Raw genomic sequence first — 21,185 nt, 5'->3', positions numbered from 1 at the left:
TCGAAAAAAATCAAAAATAAAGATCAACGACAAAAGAGCGTTAGTGTTACACGAGTGCCGCTACGGAACTGATAGGAGGGAAGTGGAAGAGTTTGATTATGGATCACTTGATTATGGGAGCCAAGCGCTACTGAATATGAAAATAGAAAGTGGAGTTTAAATCAAGTGACATTTTAGTAATTATATGCTTGATTGCTAAATTCCTCTAGAATCATATATTCTAATACTGAATGTCTTCTGTTTTGTTTACATCAAATTTCAATGCATTCAAAAACGTAAAATTTCATTTGTCTTTTAGATAGCAGCTTATTGTCGAAAATTGATTCAGTTTTTAATGATTTAATGAACCTTTCAGCTACCGCATTGTCCCATCAAATTCGTATAGTAATAAAAAGTAGTATAGTAAAAGATTTTTACAAATCAATCGCGTAGTAAACCGCCAAAAATTAAAAAAAAATAGATAAACCCCATCATTTTTTTTAATTAAAGAAATTGATTAATTCACTTTTGTCTAAATGCTAGGCACCCTAATCATGAAGTAATCGAGGCGAAACGAGTAATAATTTTGATTTTTTATTTAGACTGGTTTAGGTGTGTATTGATTCAATATTGTTTTTAATAATGCATTTATTTCAAAGGGTTTTATTACAAAATCATTCATACCAGCATCCAAACATTCCGATAATTCTTTTTCTCCCACATTTGCTGTTAATGCTATGATTGGTATGTTTTTTTTGTTTTCGTCTTCCAGCTTTCGAACATGACCTGTAGCGGTTATACCATCCATAACAGGCATAATGACATCCATTAATACCATATCATATTGGTTTTCTTTAATTAAATTTAATGCTTCTAATCCATTCTTAGCAGTGGCAAAATGGCAATTCTTTAATTTGTTTTTTAACTGTTTTTCTAGAACTACCAAGTTGATTTTATTATCATCAACCAAAAGAATATGTATTGCTGTTTCTTGAAGACTATGTTCGTCTTTTGCTAAATTCGTGGCGTTGTTTTCTATTACAGGTAACGGGATTGTAATGTAAAAAGTTGTTCCTTGATTTGGTTTAGAATCAAATTTAATACTTCCCTTCATCAGATCAATTAATCCTTTGGAAATCGTTAATCCTAGTCCCACACTGTTTTCGGAAGTATTGGAAGTGGCATATTTTTGAAAAAGTTTTTCGCCTAGTTCTTTATCAATTCCCTTTCCGGTATCAGAAATGGTAATTTGAAGTTCGAATTTATTCTTGTTATCTGGATCGTAATTTCCATCTACGAGCATTTTTACCGATCCTTTTTTGGTGTATACGATGGCATTATTTAAAAGATTCAAAACAATTTGGTTGATTCTGTTTTTATCTCCATAAACAAAATTAGGAATGTTGTTTGCAGTTTGAATTTCAAATGTTAAGCCCTTTTCTAATGCGAGTCTTTCATTCATTTTGAATAACGAATTTAAGGCAATACTTAAATTAAACTCTGAATATTGTAATGAAAAAACACCGTCGTTTAGTTTGGTAAAATCTAATATGTTATTTACTAAAGCTAATAGATGATTAGACGAATAATCCATAAGTTCCAAGAGATTCTGATCTTCCTCGCTTTGTATATTGTTTTTAAGGATGTCCGAAATTCCTTTAATTGCGTTTAATGGAGTCCTTATTTCATGACTCATTATTGCAAAAAAGGATTCCTTATTGATTTGTAATTTCTTCAGTTCAATTCGAGATTCTTCTAATTCAAGATTTTTAGCTTTTAAGTCATCTATAACGTATTTTACTATGTTTGTTTTTGCGGTAAGTAAAACAATCATAAAGATCATCATCATTAATACAATAAAATAAAAAAATAGAGTGGTAAAATTATTTTCAAAATATTTTGCGTTTCCATAGTCAAATCCAAAGAAATCATAATACAATATAATGGATACAATTGCCACTATAAAGAGGCATAAAAATAGTAGTAATTTATAATGCCGAATTATGATAAGTAAAATAATAGGCATTAAATAAAGTAAGACAATAACGCTAAATGATTTTCCGTACAATAAAAAAGAAAAAGTATAATATACCAATACAAAAAAAACGGATACTATCGTTTTTTGATTAAAACTAAGTCTTTTTGAAGTTGAAAAGTATAAAAATAAGACGATTGTGGGTAAGCTACCCCAAGCAGAATAAGATAGTTTATAGTAAAAAAGAAATGTGGTTACAATTAGAAATTGGATCGCAAAAAAAATAAAACTAAATTTATTTATTTTACTAAACTTGTACATGTTTTTAGCATTTTTAGAAGAGAGAGTACTGTTCATTTAAAAATATTTAAGATGTAGATGATGTGAATGGGTTAGTATTTCTTTTTTAAATTTACGTTGATGTCGATAAGACTTTAAAAAAACTATTAAATAACACTAGTTTTAATAGTTTTATTGAAGCAATTTAAATTCGAATCTAAATTTAGATAAAATAGTGGAAAATAAAATACTAATGAAATATTATTTCAAAAAACATATAGTTTTAACCCATTCTGTCCTAAATAAAATTAAGACATACCAAAGAATACTACTTCATTGAGTTTAGTTTATGAAATGGTAACTTTTTAAAATTGAACACTTTGTATGTCATCCTCTGAGATTTTATATTAGCAGCAAATTCTTTTACGGGTTAATTAATTTTTCGAAATTCACTTAAAATCATATTTTTAAATTTAGCTGATTATTTATACTGTCATTTCTACAGTTAAAAAAGTAGGTGTAGTTTACAATGTACACAATAACGGTCATGAAGTATAGTATAAAACAATTTCTCAATTAACTATATTTCAATAGTTTAAATAATTAAAATTAACTATAAAAAATATAGTTGCACACTAATAATTAGTGCTATATCTTTGCACTTTATAATGTATATAAAAATAATGTTATGGACAGAAAAGAACTTTTCGAAAAAAAACCAAAAATAAAGATCAACGACAAAATATCTTGGTGCCCCACAAGTGCTGCCATGGAATTGATAGGCGGAAAATGGAAGAGTGTAATCCTGACCCACTTGATTAGTGGTACCAAGCGCTACAATGAACTACGCAAAGAAATTCCAGGAATCACAGAGCGTACCTTGAGTTTGCAACTCAAACAACTGGAAGAAGACGGTTTTGTAGTTAGAAAAGTATTCACCAAAAAACCACCTTTGCGAGTAGAATATACCTTAACGGAATTTGGTTTAACGTTATCTCCAATTTTAAATTCAATTGTAGAATGGGGACTTATGGCTGCTGAAACCAAAGGCGAATTTATTTTTGAAGAATAACGATCTAGGAAGCGTTTAAATAGGCACTTGCCTAACTATTCTAAACAAAAAATAATATATTTAGGGTTGCATACCATCTCATGCTTCCTAAATAATTATTATGACAAATGACCTAATCCAACATCTGAGTAACTACATCAAGTTATCTGATGAAAACACAGCATTGATACTTAATCATACCGAAGTACAGCACTATAAAGCTTCGGATTTTTTTATTGAAAGTGGTGATAAATGCGATCAAATGGCATTTTTAATAAGTGGCGTTTTTCGTTTTTGTTTTATGGATCATAAGGGAAATGAAATAACGTCGTATTTTATGAAAGAGGACGATTTTGTTTCTAATATCACCAGCTTTTTCGAATTTTCTGTAAGTTCGGGCTCGATACAAGCAGAAACAAATTGCGAAGTTATTCAGTTTTCGAGAGCCTCTTGGGATTTATTTTGTGCCGAAATACCAGAATGGGAGAATTCTTTTCAAAAAATAGTGAATGAAACATTAGTAAATAAAATCAATTTTCAAAGAAGCTTACTTAATCTTGATGCCAAGGATTCTTACTTAAAATTTTTGAAAACCTATCCGTCCATCTTACAAAGAGTGCCTTTAAATCATGTGGCTTCCTTTTTAGGAATAACACCCTTCTCTTTGAGTAGAATTCGAAAATCAATTGCCAGCATTTAGTATTAATTGCCAAATGACAAGTCCGTTAACTTAAAAAAACGGTTCCTTTGCGAATATAATTTAATACAAAAACATATGGAAGCTTTAGAGCAACAGCGAATTTATAGAGTCAAAGCAATGATGCACCGTTTCTTTTCATTGTATGAAAGCAAGAATACCGATTTCTCTTTGGTAAATGAACTACTTTATAAAGATGGTTTTGAATGGTTGAGTCCTAGTGGAAACCTAGAAGGAGTGGCAGCATTTGAAAACAGCTTTAACGAATTGAATAAAGAATGGGGACATTCGCACCGACCGTTTGAAATGGCTGTTACCCTCATTGATGATACGACTGCCTCATTAAGTTTTAACTACATCTATCAGCACGTTCAAGATGGTACTATCGTTTTACACGCAAAAGGTCATTATGAAATTACTTGTATTGACAATGGCGAAGCGTTTCCACGTATTCAAAAATGCAATCTTAGCTTACTAAAAATGATCGAAGTTGGTGGCTTTATTGATATGTTCGAAATGAACAAAACTTTATATCTAGACTATCAACTGAAAGCTGAACAGATCATAAAAGCATAGTTTTTGAAAAGTAAAACCTTAATTAATAGGCAAATTTTTGAATTGCAAAAAAACACAAAGAATTCCGTAAGTATAAGATAAACAGGTGATTAATTGTACACCGTATTATCAGTAGTTTTTATCTTCTTTGCACAGTCAGATGCAATTATTAATCCAGCTGCCATCATAATAATGTCTTTTAAAACCAATCTTCCAGCTCCAGATAGAAAAGGAAATCCAAATTGAGGTGTTGGCATATCGCCTCCTAAATTTGGAACATATACTTCTGGAGTGCTTATGAGGAAAGTTAAAGTAACAATAGACATTCCAAAGGTCAACAATCCACCCCAAAGACCGATTTTTGGAAACCAAATTCCCAAAAGTGTCAAAAATCCTATAATAACAATTGCACTTCCTAACCCATAAGAGAAGGCATATGTATTATTTGATTTATGCCATTCTATATTTTTCTCTACCATTTTACCTTCTGGGTTTTTGTGTAGCATGTATTCTTTAACGGTTTTTCCTTCTTCATTGATGGCTGTTTTGTTACTGTTTTCATAAAAGAAGCTCATTAAGGGGCTATTGGTTACAAAAGGAACTATTCCATCTGCTTCGTATTGATACGCTTTTAGACCACCAATCCAAACCATCACTATAAAAATGGCAATACGAATGAAATTGATAAAGTTGGTTTGACTGTTTATTAGTAAATTAAGTAAGATGTTCATAATTAAATTTTTTTGAGAACAAAATTATACATTATGAATAAGCTAAAGAATGGATTAAAGCGGATGAACAATGGACTATTTTGCCACTATAGAAATCCCTACTTTCTCACGAAAATGAGTGGGAGATAATCCAACTTCTTTTTTAAAATATCTACTAAAATAAAATTCGTCATCAAAATTTAGCTCAATTGAAACTTCTTTTACAGTTTTAAAAGTGAGGTGCAATAATTTCTTCGCTTCTAAAATAACGCGCTCTTGTATGAGTTGCGTTGGTGTTTTTCCAACTTGAAATTTTATTTTTTTACTAAATGAAGAAAGGGACATATTTAATTCATTGGCATAGAATGAAGAATTACGTTCTGTATGAAAATGCAATTCTAACAAACTTTGAAACAGTAGCAGCTCATTTTCATTAGTTGGCTGTGTGATTCTGTTGCCAAGTTGATCATCTTTTTCACTACTACAAATAGCTAATATGAGCTGTAAGTAAGATTTTATAACAGATTCTGAAAACTTCTTATTGGCTCCCACTTCTTTTTCCATTTTATCGATTAGTTGGGATATTTCTTGAAATTTATTTTTATGGAGTGAAATGTAGGGTTGCAAATAAATATTATTAAATAACAATCCATTACAGGCAACATCTTTTTTATGATACTCAATACAATAAAAATCTCCGTGAAATTGTAGTAATTTCACTTTTGAAGAAGTAGCACTGAACCATTTTAAATTTTGATAAGGAGAAAGGAATAAAATAGACTTTCGTTTCGTTTTATATTTTACAAAATTAACCGAAAAATCAGACTCATCATCCAATAAAATAATGGAATACAAGGGAACATTATAATTTTTAATAAAATATTTTGCTTCTATAGATCGTATTGAAAACAAATTTCGATTTTTTTTAATTATTGGCAACGCAAACGTTCTTGTATATGAAAAGTAGCAGATTTATGTGTTCCACTTTTCGGATTAAAACAAAGATAGCAGAAAAGAACCAAACTTTTGGTTAGCTCTTAACTGCTATTTTTTATATAGTTTGTTGGCAACTGGCTTTATTCCGCTTTAATTTTTCCGTTGGTTCTTATATATACTATAATATCGTTCTCTGTTTTATTTTTTGGATAAGCAGGTACATTATGTTTACTTCATCTTTGCTGTAAATATATTTCGAAGCACCGCTAGTTCTTTCTTGTATTTCAAATCTGTTCTTAAGGCAAAATACAACGTGTTTTCGGTTTTTACTTTTCCTTCCCAAACTACAATGATCTCTTTACTCGAAATCTCCTTTTGACATAGAAAATCAGGCACTAATGCCAATCCGTTCTCATTAGATAAACATCGAATGATAGAAGTGATATTAGGCAAAATATAGTTGGGTTTAAAAGAAGGTTTTTTATTGAAATTCTCAAACCAAAAACGTCTAAAATGCTCCATTTCGTTGGAGGAACTATACCAACTCTTTTTCAATAATTCCGCTTCTAAGGCATTCAAATTATTAGCTTCGATCTGCTTTTTTATCTCGGTCGTATCCGTTTTATTTCCTGCAATGAGAATAATTCTTTCTTTCGAAAAAGGGACATACTCCACCGGCGATTTTTTATCATTTTGTTTTCTGGGCGTAATCACTAAATCTAAAATGCCATTATTCAAGTCTTTTATTAAATCGGTATGAGCACCAAATCGTGCCACTAAGTCAAAATCCAACTTCGGAATTTCGGGTTCAATAATGAGTTGGAACATCTCAGAACACATACCAATATTTATAGAAGGATTTGTTTCTTGCGTTGTTCTTTTAAAATGCTGTTCGGCAATTTCCAGCTTGTTCAGCGATTCTATAATGTATTCGTATAAAAATTTTCCATCCTCTGTAGGAATCATTTTTCTCGACGTGCGTTCAAATAATTTTTTCCCAACATAGGCTTCTAAGGCATTCAAGTGCACGCTAACACCAGGTTGAGAGGAATATAAAGCAATTGACGCTTTAGTTAAAGTGCCGTTTTCATATACTTCTTTAAACGTTCTGTACCATTCTAAATTGACCATAACTATTACTATTATAATAAAAAGGTATGATTTGTATTATTTTCACAATACAAAAAAGCAACTTAATTTTGTCCCATAATTAAACAAAGAAAGATGAAAAATATATTTATAATAAATGGAGGTCATCCATTTGCACATTCTGGAGGTCGATTTAACGAAACACTTTTCAATAATACAGTTGGTTACTTTGATTCAAATGAGAATTTTGCTGTAAAATCTACTCAGGTTGGTGACGATTATGATGCAAAGGAAGAAGTAGAAAAATTTAAATGGGCAGATATCGTTATTTACCACACCCCTATCTGGTGGTTTCAGATTCCATTTGGTTTCAAAAAATATATCGATGAAGTTTTTACCGAAGGGCATCAAAATGGAATTTATAAAAGCGACGGAAGAAGCAGAACAAATCCAGATATCAACTACGGAACTGGTGGATTGATGCACGGAAAAAAATACATACTCACCACTAGTTGGAACGCACCCAAAGCAGCTTTTACCTTAGAAAATGAGTTTTTTGATCAAAAAAGTGTTGATGAAGGGGTTATGTTTGGGTTTCACAGAATGAATGCTTTTACAGGTATGGAATTGATAGGTACACACCATTTTCACGATATGGAAAAAAATGCAGATGTACCTCTTGAATTAGAAAATTACAGTGGCTTTTTAAACAAAATTACTTTGAAGATGTAATTAGGATGACTTTCTAAAAGTTGATTTTTAGATCTATAAAACAACTTTTAGTATGCAATCGAGCGAAGCCGAAATCTAGTATTGATTATTGACTTCGCTCGATTTTGTAATTGTTCACGATGAAATTGTGCTTTGAAAATTGAATTGGGAATTAAACTTTGCGGAGCAGAAACCTTAGCGGTTGCCAAATATTTTTTTATTTAAAAATTTTATTTATTTTTTGGACTAGAGGGTAGAAGTTTTCAAAAATTGTTAAATTATTATTTTGTTCTTCAACTTTAAATGCCTCTAATACTTTAGTTTTAAATAGTGACCTCGCATCTTTTCCTTGCTCTGAATTTTCCATAGATTGTCGAACTAAATCGACATTTTCCGAATAGACTTTTGTAAATATTGCATCAGGGATTAAACCTTCTATTGATTTCTTTCCAGTTTCATTTTTTCCAATTATTAAATATTCTTTATTTTCAGTTAAACCTAAAGATTCAAAAGTTTTTTTAGTTTCAGAATATTTATCCATATCTACTGTTACTACAAATCTTTTAAATCTCTCCTTTATAAATCTTAATAATATGTTGTTTTTTATATTCCCTGCTCCGCCATAAGGAAAAATTTCACCATCAAAGTTTAACTTATTTTTTCCGTGCTTTGCATTTTTTAATAATTCAAAATATTCTTTATCTGAAGTTCCTTCAACTAAAATAATATCGCTTTTTTCACTAAATATAGTAGATTTTAAAGGACCAAAATCATCCCCTGAAATACCTAAAGCTAAAGCAAAAGGTTCGTACCAATTTTCTCCTTCTGTATTAACTAACTTTGAACCTTTATCTTTATTTGATAAATCCCTTTCAAGTAGTAAATTAGCTTTTGATTCTTTGTGACTTAATAAATAGGGACTATGTGTTGCAACAATTATTTGTATTTTAAATTCAAGTGCTAAATCTTGTAAAATTCTTCCAAACTCTGCTTGCGCAGATGGATGTAGAAAACTTTCAGGCTCTTCAATAATAACTATAGGTGTTAGTTTTTTATTCAAATTTGTGCTCTCTTGAATACGTTTAGCATTCATTAAATTTAATAAAATAAGAGTTCTGTTTTTAGTTCCTGAACCCCAATCTTCAAGCGAAACTTCAATTCCTTTTTCTTTTAAAGATATTTCGATACTTTCTCTGTCTATATTTAGGTTTGGTATACCTAAAGAAACATCATATTTTTCAGTCAATCTACCCAACAGTGAACTGAACTCTGTTTGATGTTTTTTTAGAGATTTTTTTACCGTCGATTCTAACTGTTGCTTTTTATTTGTAATAGTTTCTAAATCTTCAGTAGTCAGGTAAGAGGACAATGAATCTCTTTTTCTTTGAGAAAATAGGAATGGTTCATTTTCAGTTGAATTATGAAAAATTATACTTTCAGAACTTCTTAAACGATTTAGTAATTCTTCTCTTTTATATTCATCTATAATTTTCACATCGCCAAAATAAATATCAATAATTGTATTACTATTATCGTGTTTATGTTCAGCTTTAATATGAAGAGTTTCATTCTCATTTTCAGAAATCTCATCTTCTTTTAAAATTAATTCTTTAATAAACTTAAAGATTCCAGCATCATTTTCTCTATTTAATTCAATACTTATTTCAATTTGTATTGACTCTTTTGCTTTATCTTTTGTTTTCCAATAAGGAAAGTCAGAAGCATAGTTTATTGGTCCATTTCTAAATGAAGCAAACATTCTCATATCGTATGTTAAAAAGGATAAAATCGTTTTAATTATATTAGACTTACCACAATTATTTTTCCCAGAAAGGGCATTGTAATATGGGTTGAATTCTATTTCAACATCTTCTAAACTTCTATAATTTATCGCTTTAATTTTCTTAATTCTCATAATTTGTAGTAAAATATCTAGTAACGTGTTTAAGCACCTAATTTAGCAATTAAAAACCGAATAGAAAATCTGCAAAGATTTTCGTAACCGAGCTAAAACCAGCCATTAATTATATATGGTGTTGGAAGTAGTTTTTAATTTTCTTTTCAGTTTCTTAAGGTACTTGTGAAAACGATTCTTCTTTTTCCAATGTTCTCCTCTTATCGTACTTTCAATTAATTTTGATTTATAAATATTATAATCTGCTTGGTCTAATTCAACCTGATTGGCTAATATTTGTTTATACCGTTTATTAAAATAAAAAAGGAATGGTGTTTTCGTATTGTCAATTTTAAAATTACCAGAATTTTTAAAGACTGCTAAATCATAAATAATTTGGTAAATAGCTTTAAGTTGTTTTCGTTTTAATTTAAGAGTTAATACATTTTCTTTTCTAACATTTTGGCTAATAAAAGGATCAAATTCGATATTGTAATTCGCATCATTTTTCTTGTATGAATATTTCCATTCTCCATGCTGTATTTTATTACGAATTACAATAGAAGGAATTAATTTTTCTTCTATTAAATCATATAACTTGATAAACCTTTCTTTGTCTTTTATACTTATGACACTTAAATTGATAATATTTCGTTTTCTTTGAGTTGGGGAATTAGGATTATATGGTTGATTTGAAAATGCTTTCCAAAAAGCACAGGTTATTGCTCCAATCCATTGCTCTGCATTTATTCTATCTAATAAACTATTTATTTGTTCATTTTCAAAGGCGCCATGCTCATATAATAACCATTTAATCAAACTTTCACTCCATATAATAATCAACCCAGATAAGATATTAGTTTTGAGGTCAATAATTTGTTCAATATTTTCTTTTTCAGCTAAATCAGGTATGAAACCTTGTTTTTTAATTAATTCTTTAACTTCAGTTTCAGTTAATTTAATTGCCCTTTCAACAGCTAGAGCATTCTCTTTACGTTTAATAAAATCTTGTTGCTTGATTGATAAGGACATATATTTTAATTGAATTTTGGCCAATCCAGCGTGAAAAGAAATTTGCTTTAATCTTTTCACGCTGGGAATCGAACCCACTTTCCTCCAGTTTTTTAATTTTGAAGGGAATGCCCACCTGGGCGTACATGCTATCAAATAGATAGTTCTTAAATATTTTAATATTAGCCAAATCTTGTTGGCACAGTTTTATATTTCTTGATGTAATATTATAGCTGACCATTCTTTTAAAAATTGGAATGCGACACTTTGGACATTTTCAAGTCTGCTTATAACGTCTTCTACATAATCAATTTCTACCGGAATTAGTCCGTGAGCTATATTATTTCTAATTTCATTGTTCTCGTTAATCCATCTGTCATTATTAATATTTGGCCATATAGTAGAATTAGTTCCCCATAATGTTTCAAAACAGTTCCAAATTTGATTTATTATCCCACTTCTTGTTCGGTCATTTGGTGTGTGGTATTTTCCAGCGACCACACTTATAGAGTTCCAAAATGCAAGAAATTTATCAAATGGGTCATCTGTATATAGACCTTTTCTATACCAATTTAAAGCTCTTAAAAAAGCAGTATGTTCTAAATTCAATGTTCTTGAGATTTCGAAACATTGTTTGAACTCTGCTTCATCAATAATAGCACGAACTACGTTTTTGTCAATAAAATTTCTAATATCATTATTGGATGTAAAAACAGAAGTATTCACTTTCAAAGCTAGAACATCAAGCATCTTTCCAATGAAAAGCAAAGCAACTTTATATGCTCTATCTGGGTCAGAAGTGTATACTGTCGAAGAAATTTTAATTCCTTGTTGGTAGGGTTTAATTACGATATCACTTCTGAATACATTTCCGACATCCAATTCTTTATCTGTGTTAAAATCAATAATCTTTGTTGGGATTATTTTACCAAATACAGTTAATTCTACATTATATGTTCGCATTGATTCTTTTTATTTGGTACGTTTAGTCAAATTACTGCCAACTCGTTTATATGTATCATAAAGCCATACAAAGCCACCCAATTATGGGTGCATATGTATCACACCTACGATACTTCATTCATTACGCTAATGTAAGATAAAACAATGAAAATCATTACGTCTATACGAGCAAAACAAACATATGTTAAAAAAATATTCCTCGCACCCCAAAATCCCTAGCCCAGATAGAAGTGGAGCTCTTTTTAATCTTGCCTTTTTTGGCAAGATTAAAAAAGCGGGAACGGATAGCTGGAAATAGCTCCAAAAAAAAACTTCTATCATCAAATTTCACCTAACAAAAAAAAAGAGCTTTTGGACCATGTATTCACATTGGTCGCAAAAGCTCAATTTTCAAATTAAATGGTGTATTAGTTATGCAAGCATAGTCATTTTGTTGACTGCAAATTCGGCAATAGCATCTTTGGCCGCAGTTTGGAACGCTACGTAATGAGGCGTTGCAGAATGCAAAGTAAGTGCCTCAGCATCTTTCCAGTTCTCATACATTGTAAATGTATTGGCGTCGTCATTGTCTTGAAGGCAGTTGTAGTTGATACAACCCGCTTCTTGAACACTACTGGCAACTAATTTTAGTAATTCGGTTTTAACCAATTGTCTATTTTCTTCTTTGGCTACAATTTTAGCCACAACAGTTATTTTACTCATGATTTGTCTATTTTTATGGTAACAAAATTACAGCTTTCAGATGGCTTTACTGCCTAATTTAACGTTCTCTTCTCCGTTAAATTTGGATAGCAAAGCCAATCCATCTGCTGCATTTTTATCGCTATTTATTAGATTTTACTTTGTTCAAGTAATCTGGAACTTCTTTTGAAAGCCAATCTTCGCGCACGGGTACATGTACATCTAGATCCACGGTTTGCTCCAAAGCCCAGAATTCATGCGGTACATTTTCGGGGAAAACAATTACTTCGCCAGCACCAACTTCTACAAATTGTTCTTTGCCATCGATGATCGTTTTAATTTTAACCTTACCCGACATGATGTAGGTGATTTGCTCGTTTGGGTGTTTGTGCCATGCAATATGAGCTCCTTTTTCGAGATTAAAAAGCGTCATTTGGCCCTTTTCTCCATGAAACCACTTGCGCTGAATTCCGTCACCAATAGTTTCTGACTTCATTTTGTCGAAATTGAAGTGCTGCACTTTTGAAGTTGCAACAGAATCTATGGTGTTTACTTGTGCCGCTGTGTTTTGAACGCTACATGCGCTTATCAAAACCGCAGTTGCGATCGCTATTTTTAATTTCATTATTTATTATTAGTTTTTAAAACCTTCTAGAACAATTTTACCTTTTGCTTTTCCTGTTTCCAAGAAGGCATGGGCTTTACGCAAGTTTTCGGCGTTGATGGTTCCGAAATTCTCACCTAAGGTTGTTTTAATGGTTCCGTTGTCAATCAAAGTGGCTACTTCGTTCAAGATATTGTGTTGACCAATCATATCTTCGGTTTGAAACATCGAACGCGTAAACATAAATTCCCAGTGCGTAGAAACCGATTTTGCTTTGAATGGCATGATGTTGAACGATTTTGGATCATCAATGAAACCAAATTTCCCTTGTGGTTTGATCACTTTTACAATCTCTTCAGCATGTTGCTCAGTAGCATTTAAGCTTACAATATAATCTGGAGCGGCAAGCTTATATTTTTCGAATTCTTCGCTCAATTTATTTTGATGGTTGATTACGGTATCTGCACCTAATTCTTTCAACCAATTTGTGGTTTCTTCGCGTGAAGCGGTTCCAACAATTTTTAGTTTAGTCAATTTCTTAGCCAATTGAACCAAAATAGATCCCACACCGCCAGCAGCACCAATAACCAAAATGGATTTGTTGGCGTCATCTTTAGCCACTTCTAATCGGTCAAACAACATTTCGTAAGCAGTAAGAGAGGTCAATGGCAAAGCAGCAGCTTCTGCATAGGACAAACTAGCTGGTTTTTTACCTACAATGCGTTCGTCTACCACTTGATATTCGGCATAACTTCCTTGGCGTGTGATGTCACCTGCGTACATTACTTCGTCTCCAACTTGGAACAAAGTCACGTTTTCACCCACTTTTTTCACGATTCCGGTTGCATCCCAACCAATGATTTTCCAGTTGTCGCCATCGGCAGGCATATTGGCACGTACTTTATAATCAGCTGGGTTTACAGAGATGGCTTTGATTTCGACAAGAATATCTCTTCCAGTTGCTTTAGGCGTTTCTACGGTTACATCTTGTAGTGATTTTACATTATCTACAGGTAAATTTTCTTTATATCCAATTGCTTTCATAATTTTATTTTTGATTTTTTATACTATCATTTTTATAGTGACAAAAGTAAGTATAGTAATTAAAACGCACAAGAACGGTCATAAAGTATAGTAGTGACTATTTTATTTAACTAGATGTATGTTAGGTTATTATAAGGTTAATTTTTTACTATAAAAAGTATAGTGGTGTGATTCATTATAGTGATTTGTTATTACTTTTTTTAAAATTAAGGAGCAGGTATGCCTTAAGCAGAACCGGATTTCTATGTTGTGCTATAGTACAGCATCTTACTTTTATTGTACAAGAAGGAGTTGTAAACTTCCGGACGCTACTAGCAGGCTACTTTTATCCGAAGCTTGTTTAAAATAGTGTAGTATTAGGAGCTAATTCCAGCTATCCGCTATATCTTTTTATTTTTTTTCAAAAAATAAAAAGGATGCCGCTACTATCTGGGCTATGGGAATTGGGCTAACAGGAGTTTTTTTAAAATGATACTATTCATTTTTTTAACTACTTTTTTACCTGAAATTTAATCATTTATGCTAATCGTATTTTTGATTGGTTGATCTGTTTATAGTTAGGAGTTTTACATTTTTTTTAGCCTTGATTCATCGCCGCTTATGTTTTAGTACCTAAAATAAAGCACGCAGCTATGACAATACTAAATTTGTAAACTAGAAACTATTTTCTCCAAATAGAAGTAGGATTATGATTTGGGGATAGTTTAAGAGGCAGAGCTGCTTATTTAAATATAAATCAGTGTTGCCTCCTTAAAAACCGAAAAAAGCGGTAAATTTATAGTATCATTAGTTATTGATTTTTATTAAATACATGAGAATGAAATTCAGATATTGCTCTTATTTTACCATTTTGGTTGTGGTGCTTTCTTGTTCGAAAAAAGCAGAAGGAATACAACCCACCGTTAGTGACGTAACCGAAAGCGTCTATGCATCGGGAGTCATCAAGGCGGACGATCAATACACCGTTTTTTCTACCGTAAATGGTATTCTACAAACTATAAAAGTCACCGCTGGACAATCGATTAGTCAAGGGCAGTTATTATTCGAAATAGAAAGCAAAAAAGCCGACCTTGATACCCAAAACGCGCAATTGACATACCAATTGAGTACAGAAAATAGTCGCTATATTCAGGATCGAATTGCGGAAATAGAAATGAAGGTGGAGGCTGCAAAAGACAAACTGACTCTTGACGAATCTATTTTGAATAGAAATAAAAAATTGAGGGCTCTCGAAGTAATTTCTGAAGTTGATTTTGAAAAAATCGAACTGGCTTATAAAAGTTCTAAAATCAATTACGAAAGTACCAAAAAACAATTGGCACAACTCAAAGCACAATTAGAAAACGATCAAAACCGCAATAGTAACCGACTGAAATACTCGCAAAATTCGCAAAGTGATTACAGTATAAAAAGTGCTTTTACAGGACGTTTATTTGATGTTTTGGTCAAAGAAGGAAGCTTGGTGACCAATCAGACTCCGCTTGCCATTATTGGTAAATCAGATTCGTTTTTATTGGAATTAGAAGTAGATGAAAATGATATGGTTCGAGTAACTATTGGTCAAAAAGTGGTGGTAACGATGGACAGTTACAAAGGACAAACTTTTGACGCTACGGTCGATAAAATTTATCCCATCATGGACGAGCGTTCCCGTACGTTCAAAATCGAAGCGCACTTTGTAAATCCACCTCAAAAACTATATCCCAACTTAACGGCCGAAGGCAATATCGTTATCAAAACCAAGAAGAACGCTATTACTGTTCCAAGAAGTTATTTGGTAGATAACCAATATGTACTGGTAAATGAGGATGAAAAAAGAAAAGTAAAAATAGGATTGAGCGATTACGAAAAAGTAGAGATAGTAGCAGGATTGAAAAAAGAAGAAACTATTTATACTCCCAAAAAGTGAATTACAAACTAATTTTAGATATCGCTATTCACTTGCTTAGAGCCAGACTAAAACAAACTATTGTTGCCGCAGTTGGGGTTACTTTTAGTATTGCTATGTTTATTTCTTTAGTCAGTTTTATGAGCGGCTTGAATGGCTTACTTGATGGCTTAATGCTCAATAGAACGCCACATATCCGAATGTTTAATGAAGTAAAACCATCGGATAATCAACCTTTGTCTTTGTCGAAAGATTACAAAGGAAATACTGTTTTCATTCATTCGATAAAACCAAAAGATAGAGGAAAATCGATCTACAATAGCATGTCGATTATTAGTGCTTTGAAGCAAGACAAACGCATAATTGATGTCGCACCTAAGGTAACGGCTTCGGTTTTATATAATTCGGGAACTATTGAGATTTCGGGTATGGTGAACGGAATCGATGTTTTGGCAGAGAATACTCTTTTTAAGATTAGCGACTATATTAAAGAAGGTAAATTATCAGATTTATTTCAGAATAATAGCATCATTATAGGTAAGGGATTGTCGGACAAAATGTTGCTTTCGGTTGGGGATATAATCAAAGTTTCTACTTCCAACGGTACTTTATCCTCTTTGAAAATTGTCGGAATTTCTGAAACTGGCATTGCCGATATCGATAATATGGCGAGTTATACTTCTTTGGCTACAGCCCAAAAAATAGTTGGTCAGCCTAAAAATTATATCACCGATATTCAAGTTAACTTGTATAAAAAAGAAAATGCAGTGGCTATTGCCCACGAATTTCATACCGTTTATGATGTCGATACTATTGATTATTTAGCAGCAAATGTGCAATTTGAAACCGGAAGTTCAGTCCGAAGCATTATTTCGTATGCAGTTGGGATTGTTTTATTGATCGTGGCTGGTTTTGGGATTTATAATATTTTGAATATGATGATTTACGAAAAAATGGATAGCATTGCAATTCTCAAAGCAACAGGATTCTCAGGCAGTGATGTAAAATGGATTTTTATATCCCTTTCTATAATTATTGGTGTTACGGGAGGTGTATTTGGGTTAATTTTTGGCTTTATCTTTTCGAGTATAATTGATGTGATTCCTTTTTCATCGCCATCAGTCCCTTCGGTAACCACTTATCCCATTGATTATAATGGTAGTTACTATGTTATCGGACTTGTATTTGCACTTTTCACAACCCTCATCTCTGGTTTTTTTCCAGCCATGAAAGCCAGTAGAGTAGATCCGGTTGAAATTATTAGAGGAAAATAAGATGAAAGAAACGATATTAGAAACCAAAGGCTTAATTAAATATTTCTATAATCCCAGCAAATTTCAGGTGATTAAAAATGTCGATTTAAAGATACAGCAAGGAGAGTTTGTTTCGATTGTTGGGAAATCGGGTTGCGGTAAATCGACTTTGTTGTATTTATTATCGACCATGGATACCGATTATGAAGGGCAATTATTCATTCATAATCAACTAATCACAGGTCAATCAGATCAAAATTTAGCGAAAATCAGAAATGAGAAAATTGGTTTTGTATTTCAATTTCACTACTTATTACCCGAATATAATGTACTCAACAATGTAATGCTTCCAGGGTTAAAACTAGGGAAGTATTCTAAGAAAGAGTTAGAGCAAAGAGCGTTGAAGCATTTAAAAACGCTGGAAATTGATCAGCATGCTTTGAAAATGCCCAATCAATTGAGCGGTGGAGAAAAACAGCGCGTTGCCATTGCCCGTGCCTTAATAAACGATCCTTTGATTATCATGGGCGATGAACCTACGGGGAACTTGGATCGAAAAAGCGGGGATGTTGTATTTGATATCTTCAAAAAATTAGCTACCGAGTTCAATCAAACAATCCTAATTGTTACCCATGATCCCGATTTTGCCCATAAAACGGATCGAATTATTACTATGGAAGATGGTAAAATAATTTCGTAAAGATTAGATCTAATTCTAGTGTTTCTACATTTTTTTTAATTTTTAAAATCTATAGTGCTAAATTAATGAATAAATTCTGCTAGCTGACCTAAGTCATTTTAAACAGTGCCTGATTGAGATACTTTTGATGAATATTTACTACACTAGTACTAACATTAAAATCCTAAATCATGAAAAATGAAGTTTTATACAACAGCAACATGCATTTTGAACACGAACAATGGAAAGGGGAATTGGCCTTTTGGAAAGACGAATTAGTATTCTTCAATAACAAATTGAGCGAACTCGTGACTCGCTGGACAGACAAAGATGTATTGGCTCAATTAGAACATTATCAAAACGAATTTGTGTTGCACGGTGGTGTAATCGAAGATCTACAAGAAATTATCGAAAAACACGAGGAGCGTATCGCTGGACAAAGCATGACGGGTGAGAATGCTTTAGATATTCAATCTACTAAAGAGCATTTGGCCTTTAGAGACAAAATAGAAACGCAAAGACATATTTACGCCGAGCTTAAAAAAGACTTTTTTAGATTCCTTGAAAAGTACATGTAATACTAAAAATACTATTTCGTTTCTCGAAAAAGAAGAATAAAAACAAAGGTTGACTACTAATTTTAATTTGGTAGCCAACCTTTTTTTGTAGCAGTACTTTTAGAAATAGAGTTGCAGTTACATTATAAAAATTGTTTGGGCGTGTCCACAAGGGCCGGGCTTTACGCTGCAATTCCTCGCTGCACTCCCGAAAAAAAATCGGGAGTTTGCTGTGGGATTTCCACTTCAATCCCTCACGCAGCCTCTTTGTCGAGATACTGCATTAAATTAATTTTTTATTTTTTGTGAGGTTGATCTAGGTCAGTGCAACCGTTTTTATAACGCCTTAATTTTGTTCTTTGAAAACTTGTCAAGAGTTGTATTCGATAATTGTAAAAGGCATTTTAAATGATTGAATAGTAATTCTATAACATGGTTTTCATCAGTAGTAAACAAAAAACTAACATTTTAAAACAATAAGCATGGCAAATATAATAGTGATTCCGTTTACTGAAGAAGAAAATGCAATAGCAGCTTTACATAAAATTAAAGAACTAGATGGGTATGGAGATATCACGCTCTATGAACACATGATGATTCGTAAAATAGAACACAATCATTACGAAATTTTATTTTACAAAGAACAAGGGGAAGGGTGGCGTACAGTAACAGGGATGGCTCTTGGTGGCTTAGTTGGCGCATTAGCAGGGCCCATAGGACTCGTCGTAGGATTGTATACAGGTACGGTCGCAGGTGCAGCATGGGATGTTAGCCGTCATGATTTTGAGGATGACCTTATCCAGAAAGTGAGTAATAAAATGAACATTGGAACCATCGCAATTATTGCTGAGGTTGGTGAAGAAAGCTCTATATTTATTGACGACGCATTGAAACCTTTTACTTCAGAAATTATCAGAGGTGAAGCCGGACTCGAATTTGATGATTATATCGATGAGAAAATCGAAAAGATCGAAGAAAAAATTGAATTACAACGCAATAAACTTAGAAAAGCAACTGCCGAAGAAAAAGATAAAATTAAAGATAAGATTTCAGATTTAAAAGAAAAAAGGAAATCAAGGATCACAGCGTTCGAAAACAAAAAGAAGTCGGTATTAAAAGAAATAAAAAATAAAACAAAAGATAGAATTAAGAAACTACAATCCCGTCTCGAAGGATATGAAAATGCTATTGAAGATGCCTATTCCAAAGCAAAAATACACAGACTGAAAACAAGGTTGAAAAAGCAACAAAAAAAATTGGGGCAGTTGCTAGGAGATTTTGTTGAAGAAATTACAGATTAAGCAAATCATAAATTAAACTACAATGGGAAAACTGATACTGGTAAGGCACGGAAAAAGTGTGTGGAATATAGCCAACATATTTACGGGCTGGACAGATGTAGACCTTGCTCCAGAGGGAATAGAGGAAGCAAATATAGCGGGTGAAATTATTAAAGAGCACCATATTGCTATTGATATCTGTTATTCCTCTTATCTGAAAAGAGCCATCCGTACAGGACTAATCATTTTGGAACATGCTGATAAGATGCATGTAGATTTTATTAAAAGTTGGAAACTAAATGAGCGCAATTATGGTGCTTGGCAAGGCAGAAATAAAGACGAGGTAAAAAGAGAAGTTGGAGAAGAGCTTTTTTTAAAAGTGCGAAGAGGCTTTGATACTCCGCCGCCTAGTTTGCAACTTACTGATGAAAGGCACCCCAAATTTGATCATTTGTATGATACTGTCAACAGTAGCAATTTACCAGCAGCAGAATCCTTAGAACAAACGGAAGTGCGAGTAGTGGAATACTTTTTTGAGGTTATTATACCTGAATTGGTTAAAGGAAAAACCGTTTTGGTAGCTGCACATGGAAATTCAATTAGAGGATTAATGGCGCATATTGAGAATATTAACTCCTCAGAAATTCCTAAAGTAACTGTGCCAACAGGAGTGCTGCAAGTGTACGAGTTTGACACTAATATGATTTTAAAAAAGAAATACAAACTAGAAGAAAAAAGTAAAATTAAACTTTAATACAACCAATTATGAAAACAAATTTTTTGTCCTTAACCATGATAACATTGATGGCAGGAACTATTTTAACAAGCTGTGGAAAAACAACAAAAGATGATGCATCTGCCGTAAAAGAGGATGTAACAGAACTGAACAAAGATTTAGTACAAGGAGCAAAAGATACAGGTACAGAAACCAAAGAAGCGGTAGAGGCAGACTGGAAAAAGTTTGAAGCAACCTCAAAATTGGCGATCGAAAGTTCAGAAGCTCAGATTAAAGAACTTAGAACTAAAGTAGCAACAGTAAACAAAGCAGAAAAGGTAAAATTGACGGCAAAATTAGATGAGCTGGAAAAAAAGAATGCAGAGTTAAAAGAGAAATTAGAAAAAAGAGGCATAGCATTCAAAGAGGATGTTAATGAAATTAATCAATCTGGAATAACTACAAAAAATGAGACAAATATACTCAGGCCGCTTTATTATTAAAATTTCTTAATTTAATCTCCATTTCTAGCGGAGAAATATAACCTAGAGTAGAATGTAGTCTTTTTGTATTGTACCAATTTATATATTCTTTTAGACACGCATTTAATTGTTGAAAAGAAGAAAAATGATAC

22 protein-coding genes are annotated in these 21,185 nt (G+C 32.3%); 11 read left to right on the top strand and 11 right to left on the bottom strand.

Features of this window, described 5'->3' with window-relative positions:
• Nucleotides 1-577: 577 nt before the first annotated feature.
• Nucleotides 578-2,311 (bottom strand): response regulator, encoded by a 1,734-nt coding sequence (locus tag H602_RS0106790; protein WP_084404217.1) that lies wholly within the window; start codon nucleotides 2,309-2,311, stop codon nucleotides 578-580.
• 610 nt (nucleotides 2,312-2,921) lie between these two features.
• Between H602_RS0106790 and H602_RS0106785 the strand changes: the two genes are divergently transcribed.
• The 3 genes from H602_RS0106785 (at nucleotide 2,922) to H602_RS0106775 (ending at nucleotide 4,557) form a co-directional block, all read left to right on the top strand.
• Nucleotides 2,922-3,305 carry a winged helix-turn-helix transcriptional regulator gene (locus H602_RS0106785; RefSeq protein WP_035759080.1) on the top strand — a complete coding sequence of 128 codons (384 nt, stop codon included), beginning with the start codon at nucleotides 2,922-2,924 and terminating at the stop codon, nucleotides 3,303-3,305.
• A gap of 100 nt (nucleotides 3,306-3,405) precedes the next feature.
• Nucleotides 3,406-3,984 (top strand): Crp/Fnr family transcriptional regulator, encoded by a 579-nt coding sequence (locus H602_RS0106780; protein ID WP_035759079.1) that lies wholly within the window; start codon nucleotides 3,406-3,408, stop codon nucleotides 3,982-3,984.
• Between the two features lie 75 nt (nucleotides 3,985-4,059).
• Nucleotides 4,060-4,557, top strand: coding sequence for a nuclear transport factor 2 family protein (locus H602_RS0106775; protein ID WP_026977341.1), 498 nt, complete (start codon nucleotides 4,060-4,062; stop codon nucleotides 4,555-4,557).
• Nucleotides 4,558-4,646: 89 nt separating this feature from the next.
• Here H602_RS0106775 and H602_RS0106770 read toward each other — a convergent pair whose 3' ends face one another.
• The 3 genes from H602_RS0106770 to H602_RS0106760 all read right to left on the bottom strand — a co-directional run bounded on the left by H602_RS0106770 (nucleotide 4,647) and on the right by H602_RS0106760 (nucleotide 7,313).
• Nucleotides 4,647-5,267: a DUF417 family protein gene (locus tag H602_RS0106770; RefSeq protein ID WP_026977340.1), complete on the bottom strand. Its 621-nt coding sequence runs from the start codon at nucleotides 5,265-5,267 to the stop codon at nucleotides 4,647-4,649.
• Nucleotides 5,268-5,342: 75 nt separating this feature from the next.
• Complete coding sequence (locus tag H602_RS0106765) at nucleotides 5,343-5,966, bottom strand: AraC family transcriptional regulator (protein WP_342663483.1); 624 nt, start codon at nucleotides 5,964-5,966, stop codon at nucleotides 5,343-5,345.
• A 444-nt stretch (nucleotides 5,967-6,410) separates the two neighbouring features.
• A complete protein-coding gene (locus H602_RS0106760) occupies nucleotides 6,411-7,313 on the bottom strand; it encodes a LysR family transcriptional regulator (RefSeq protein WP_026977338.1) in 903 nt (300 codons plus the stop codon).
• Nucleotides 7,314-7,406: 93 nt separating this feature from the next.
• Here H602_RS0106760 and H602_RS0106755 point away from each other — a divergent pair, with 93 nt between their 5' ends.
• Entirely contained in the window at nucleotides 7,407-8,003 is a 597-nt protein-coding gene (locus H602_RS0106755) for an NAD(P)H-dependent oxidoreductase (protein WP_026977337.1), read from the top strand.
• A 196-nt stretch (nucleotides 8,004-8,199) separates the two neighbouring features.
• Here the strand turns inward: H602_RS0106755 and H602_RS0106750 are convergent, their stop codons facing one another.
• The 6 genes from H602_RS0106750 to H602_RS0106720 all read right to left on the bottom strand — a co-directional run bounded on the left by H602_RS0106750 (nucleotide 8,200) and on the right by H602_RS0106720 (nucleotide 14,179).
• A complete protein-coding gene (locus tag H602_RS0106750) occupies nucleotides 8,200-9,897 on the bottom strand; it encodes an ATP-dependent nuclease (RefSeq protein WP_026977336.1) in 1,698 nt (565 codons plus the stop codon).
• A 105-nt stretch (nucleotides 9,898-10,002) separates the two neighbouring features.
• On the bottom strand, nucleotides 10,003-10,986 hold the full coding sequence (locus H602_RS0106745) for a hypothetical protein (protein ID WP_157504950.1): 984 nt from the start codon (nucleotides 10,984-10,986) through the stop codon (nucleotides 10,003-10,005).
• 108 nt (nucleotides 10,987-11,094) lie between these two features.
• The gene (locus H602_RS0106735) at nucleotides 11,095-11,850 is read right to left on the bottom strand and encodes a methylamine utilization protein MauJ (protein WP_026977333.1); all 756 of its coding nucleotides are present in this window, start codon (nucleotides 11,848-11,850) and stop codon (nucleotides 11,095-11,097) included.
• 411 nt (nucleotides 11,851-12,261) lie between these two features.
• Nucleotides 12,262-12,552, bottom strand: a complete 291-nt coding sequence (locus tag H602_RS0106730) for a putative quinol monooxygenase (protein ID WP_026977332.1) — start codon at nucleotides 12,550-12,552, stop codon at nucleotides 12,262-12,264.
• A gap of 121 nt (nucleotides 12,553-12,673) precedes the next feature.
• Complete coding sequence (locus H602_RS0106725) at nucleotides 12,674-13,156, bottom strand: cupin domain-containing protein (protein WP_026977331.1); 483 nt, start codon at nucleotides 13,154-13,156, stop codon at nucleotides 12,674-12,676.
• 9 nt (nucleotides 13,157-13,165) lie between these two features.
• Entirely contained in the window at nucleotides 13,166-14,179 is a 1,014-nt protein-coding gene (locus tag H602_RS0106720) for a zinc-binding alcohol dehydrogenase family protein (protein ID WP_026977330.1), read from the bottom strand.
• Between the two features lie 817 nt (nucleotides 14,180-14,996).
• Between H602_RS0106720 and H602_RS0106715 the strand changes: the two genes are divergently transcribed.
• The 7 genes from H602_RS0106715 (at nucleotide 14,997) to H602_RS0106685 (ending at nucleotide 21,054) form a co-directional block, all read left to right on the top strand.
• Nucleotides 14,997-16,088 carry an efflux RND transporter periplasmic adaptor subunit gene (locus H602_RS0106715; protein ID WP_026977329.1) on the top strand — a complete coding sequence of 364 codons (1,092 nt, stop codon included), beginning with the start codon at nucleotides 14,997-14,999 and terminating at the stop codon, nucleotides 16,086-16,088.
• Nucleotides 16,085-17,341: an ABC transporter permease gene (locus tag H602_RS0106710; protein ID WP_026977328.1), complete on the top strand. Its 1,257-nt coding sequence runs from the start codon at nucleotides 16,085-16,087 to the stop codon at nucleotides 17,339-17,341. Before H602_RS0106715 ends, H602_RS0106710 begins: the two co-directional genes overlap by 4 nt.
• Nucleotide 17,342: 1 nt before the next feature.
• On the top strand, nucleotides 17,343-18,020 hold the full coding sequence (locus H602_RS0106705; RefSeq protein ID WP_026977327.1) for an ABC transporter ATP-binding protein: 678 nt from the start codon (nucleotides 17,343-17,345) through the stop codon (nucleotides 18,018-18,020).
• 170 nt (nucleotides 18,021-18,190) lie between these two features.
• Nucleotides 18,191-18,577 carry a hypothetical protein gene (locus tag H602_RS0106700; RefSeq protein WP_026977326.1) on the top strand — a complete coding sequence of 129 codons (387 nt, stop codon included), beginning with the start codon at nucleotides 18,191-18,193 and terminating at the stop codon, nucleotides 18,575-18,577.
• Between the two features lie 461 nt (nucleotides 18,578-19,038).
• A complete protein-coding gene (locus H602_RS0106695; protein ID WP_026977325.1) occupies nucleotides 19,039-19,857 on the top strand; it encodes a DUF1269 domain-containing protein in 819 nt (272 codons plus the stop codon).
• Nucleotides 19,858-19,879: 22 nt separating this feature from the next.
• On the top strand, nucleotides 19,880-20,590 hold the full coding sequence (locus H602_RS0106690; RefSeq protein WP_026977324.1) for a 2,3-bisphosphoglycerate-dependent phosphoglycerate mutase: 711 nt from the start codon (nucleotides 19,880-19,882) through the stop codon (nucleotides 20,588-20,590).
• Between the two features lie 11 nt (nucleotides 20,591-20,601).
• Nucleotides 20,602-21,054, top strand: a complete 453-nt coding sequence (locus H602_RS0106685; RefSeq protein ID WP_157504947.1) for a hypothetical protein — start codon at nucleotides 20,602-20,604, stop codon at nucleotides 21,052-21,054.
• On the opposite strand, the gene H602_RS18290 is transcribed toward H602_RS0106685, so the two are convergent.
• On the bottom strand, nucleotides 21,035-21,185 hold a 151-nt coding region (locus H602_RS18290), incomplete at its 5' end, for an IS3 family transposase (RefSeq protein ID WP_035759077.1). The genes H602_RS0106685 and H602_RS18290 overlap by 20 nt on opposite strands.

The organism is Flavobacterium tegetincola DSM 22377 (genome assembly GCF_000425485.1).
In the GTDB taxonomy this organism is placed as follows: Bacteria; Bacteroidota; Bacteroidia; order Flavobacteriales; family Flavobacteriaceae; genus Flavobacterium; species Flavobacterium tegetincola.
The sequence above is the reverse complement of the archived record's forward strand: the minus strand, read 5'-3'. Positions and strand labels throughout refer to the sequence as shown.

Coding starts and splice junctions, on each gene's coding strand:
- H602_RS0106685 (WP_157504947.1), top strand. CDS start 20,602: ATGAAAACAAATTTTTTGTCCTTAACCATGATAACATTGATGGCAGGA.
- H602_RS0106735 (WP_026977333.1), bottom strand. CDS start 11,850: ATGCGAACATATAATGTAGAATTAACTGTATTTGGTAAAATAATCCCA.
- H602_RS0106785 (WP_035759080.1), top strand. CDS start 2,922: ATGGACAGAAAAGAACTTTTCGAAAAAAAACCAAAAATAAAGATCAAC.
- H602_RS0106770 (WP_026977340.1), bottom strand. CDS start 5,267: ATGAACATCTTACTTAATTTACTAATAAACAGTCAAACCAACTTTATC.
- H602_RS0106775 (WP_026977341.1), top strand. CDS start 4,060: ATGGAAGCTTTAGAGCAACAGCGAATTTATAGAGTCAAAGCAATGATG.
- H602_RS0106730 (WP_026977332.1), bottom strand. CDS start 12,552: ATGAGTAAAATAACTGTTGTGGCTAAAATTGTAGCCAAAGAAGAAAAT.
- H602_RS0106790 (WP_084404217.1), bottom strand. CDS start 2,311: ATGAACAGTACTCTCTCTTCTAAAAATGCTAAAAACATGTACAAGTTT.
- H602_RS0106715 (WP_026977329.1), top strand. CDS start 14,997: ATGAAATTCAGATATTGCTCTTATTTTACCATTTTGGTTGTGGTGCTT.
- H602_RS0106690 (WP_026977324.1), top strand. CDS start 19,880: ATGGGAAAACTGATACTGGTAAGGCACGGAAAAAGTGTGTGGAATATA.
- H602_RS0106705 (WP_026977327.1), top strand. CDS start 17,343: ATGAAAGAAACGATATTAGAAACCAAAGGCTTAATTAAATATTTCTAT.
- H602_RS0106760 (WP_026977338.1), bottom strand. CDS start 7,313: ATGGTCAATTTAGAATGGTACAGAACGTTTAAAGAAGTATATGAAAAC.
- H602_RS0106695 (WP_026977325.1), top strand. CDS start 19,039: ATGGCAAATATAATAGTGATTCCGTTTACTGAAGAAGAAAATGCAATA.
- H602_RS0106700 (WP_026977326.1), top strand. CDS start 18,191: ATGAAAAATGAAGTTTTATACAACAGCAACATGCATTTTGAACACGAA.
- H602_RS0106725 (WP_026977331.1), bottom strand. CDS start 13,156: ATGAAATTAAAAATAGCGATCGCAACTGCGGTTTTGATAAGCGCATGT.
- H602_RS0106755 (WP_026977337.1), top strand. CDS start 7,407: ATGAAAAATATATTTATAATAAATGGAGGTCATCCATTTGCACATTCT.
- H602_RS0106750 (WP_026977336.1), bottom strand. CDS start 9,897: ATGAGAATTAAGAAAATTAAAGCGATAAATTATAGAAGTTTAGAAGAT.
- H602_RS0106780 (WP_035759079.1), top strand. CDS start 3,406: ATGACAAATGACCTAATCCAACATCTGAGTAACTACATCAAGTTATCT.
- H602_RS0106720 (WP_026977330.1), bottom strand. CDS start 14,179: ATGAAAGCAATTGGATATAAAGAAAATTTACCTGTAGATAATGTAAAA.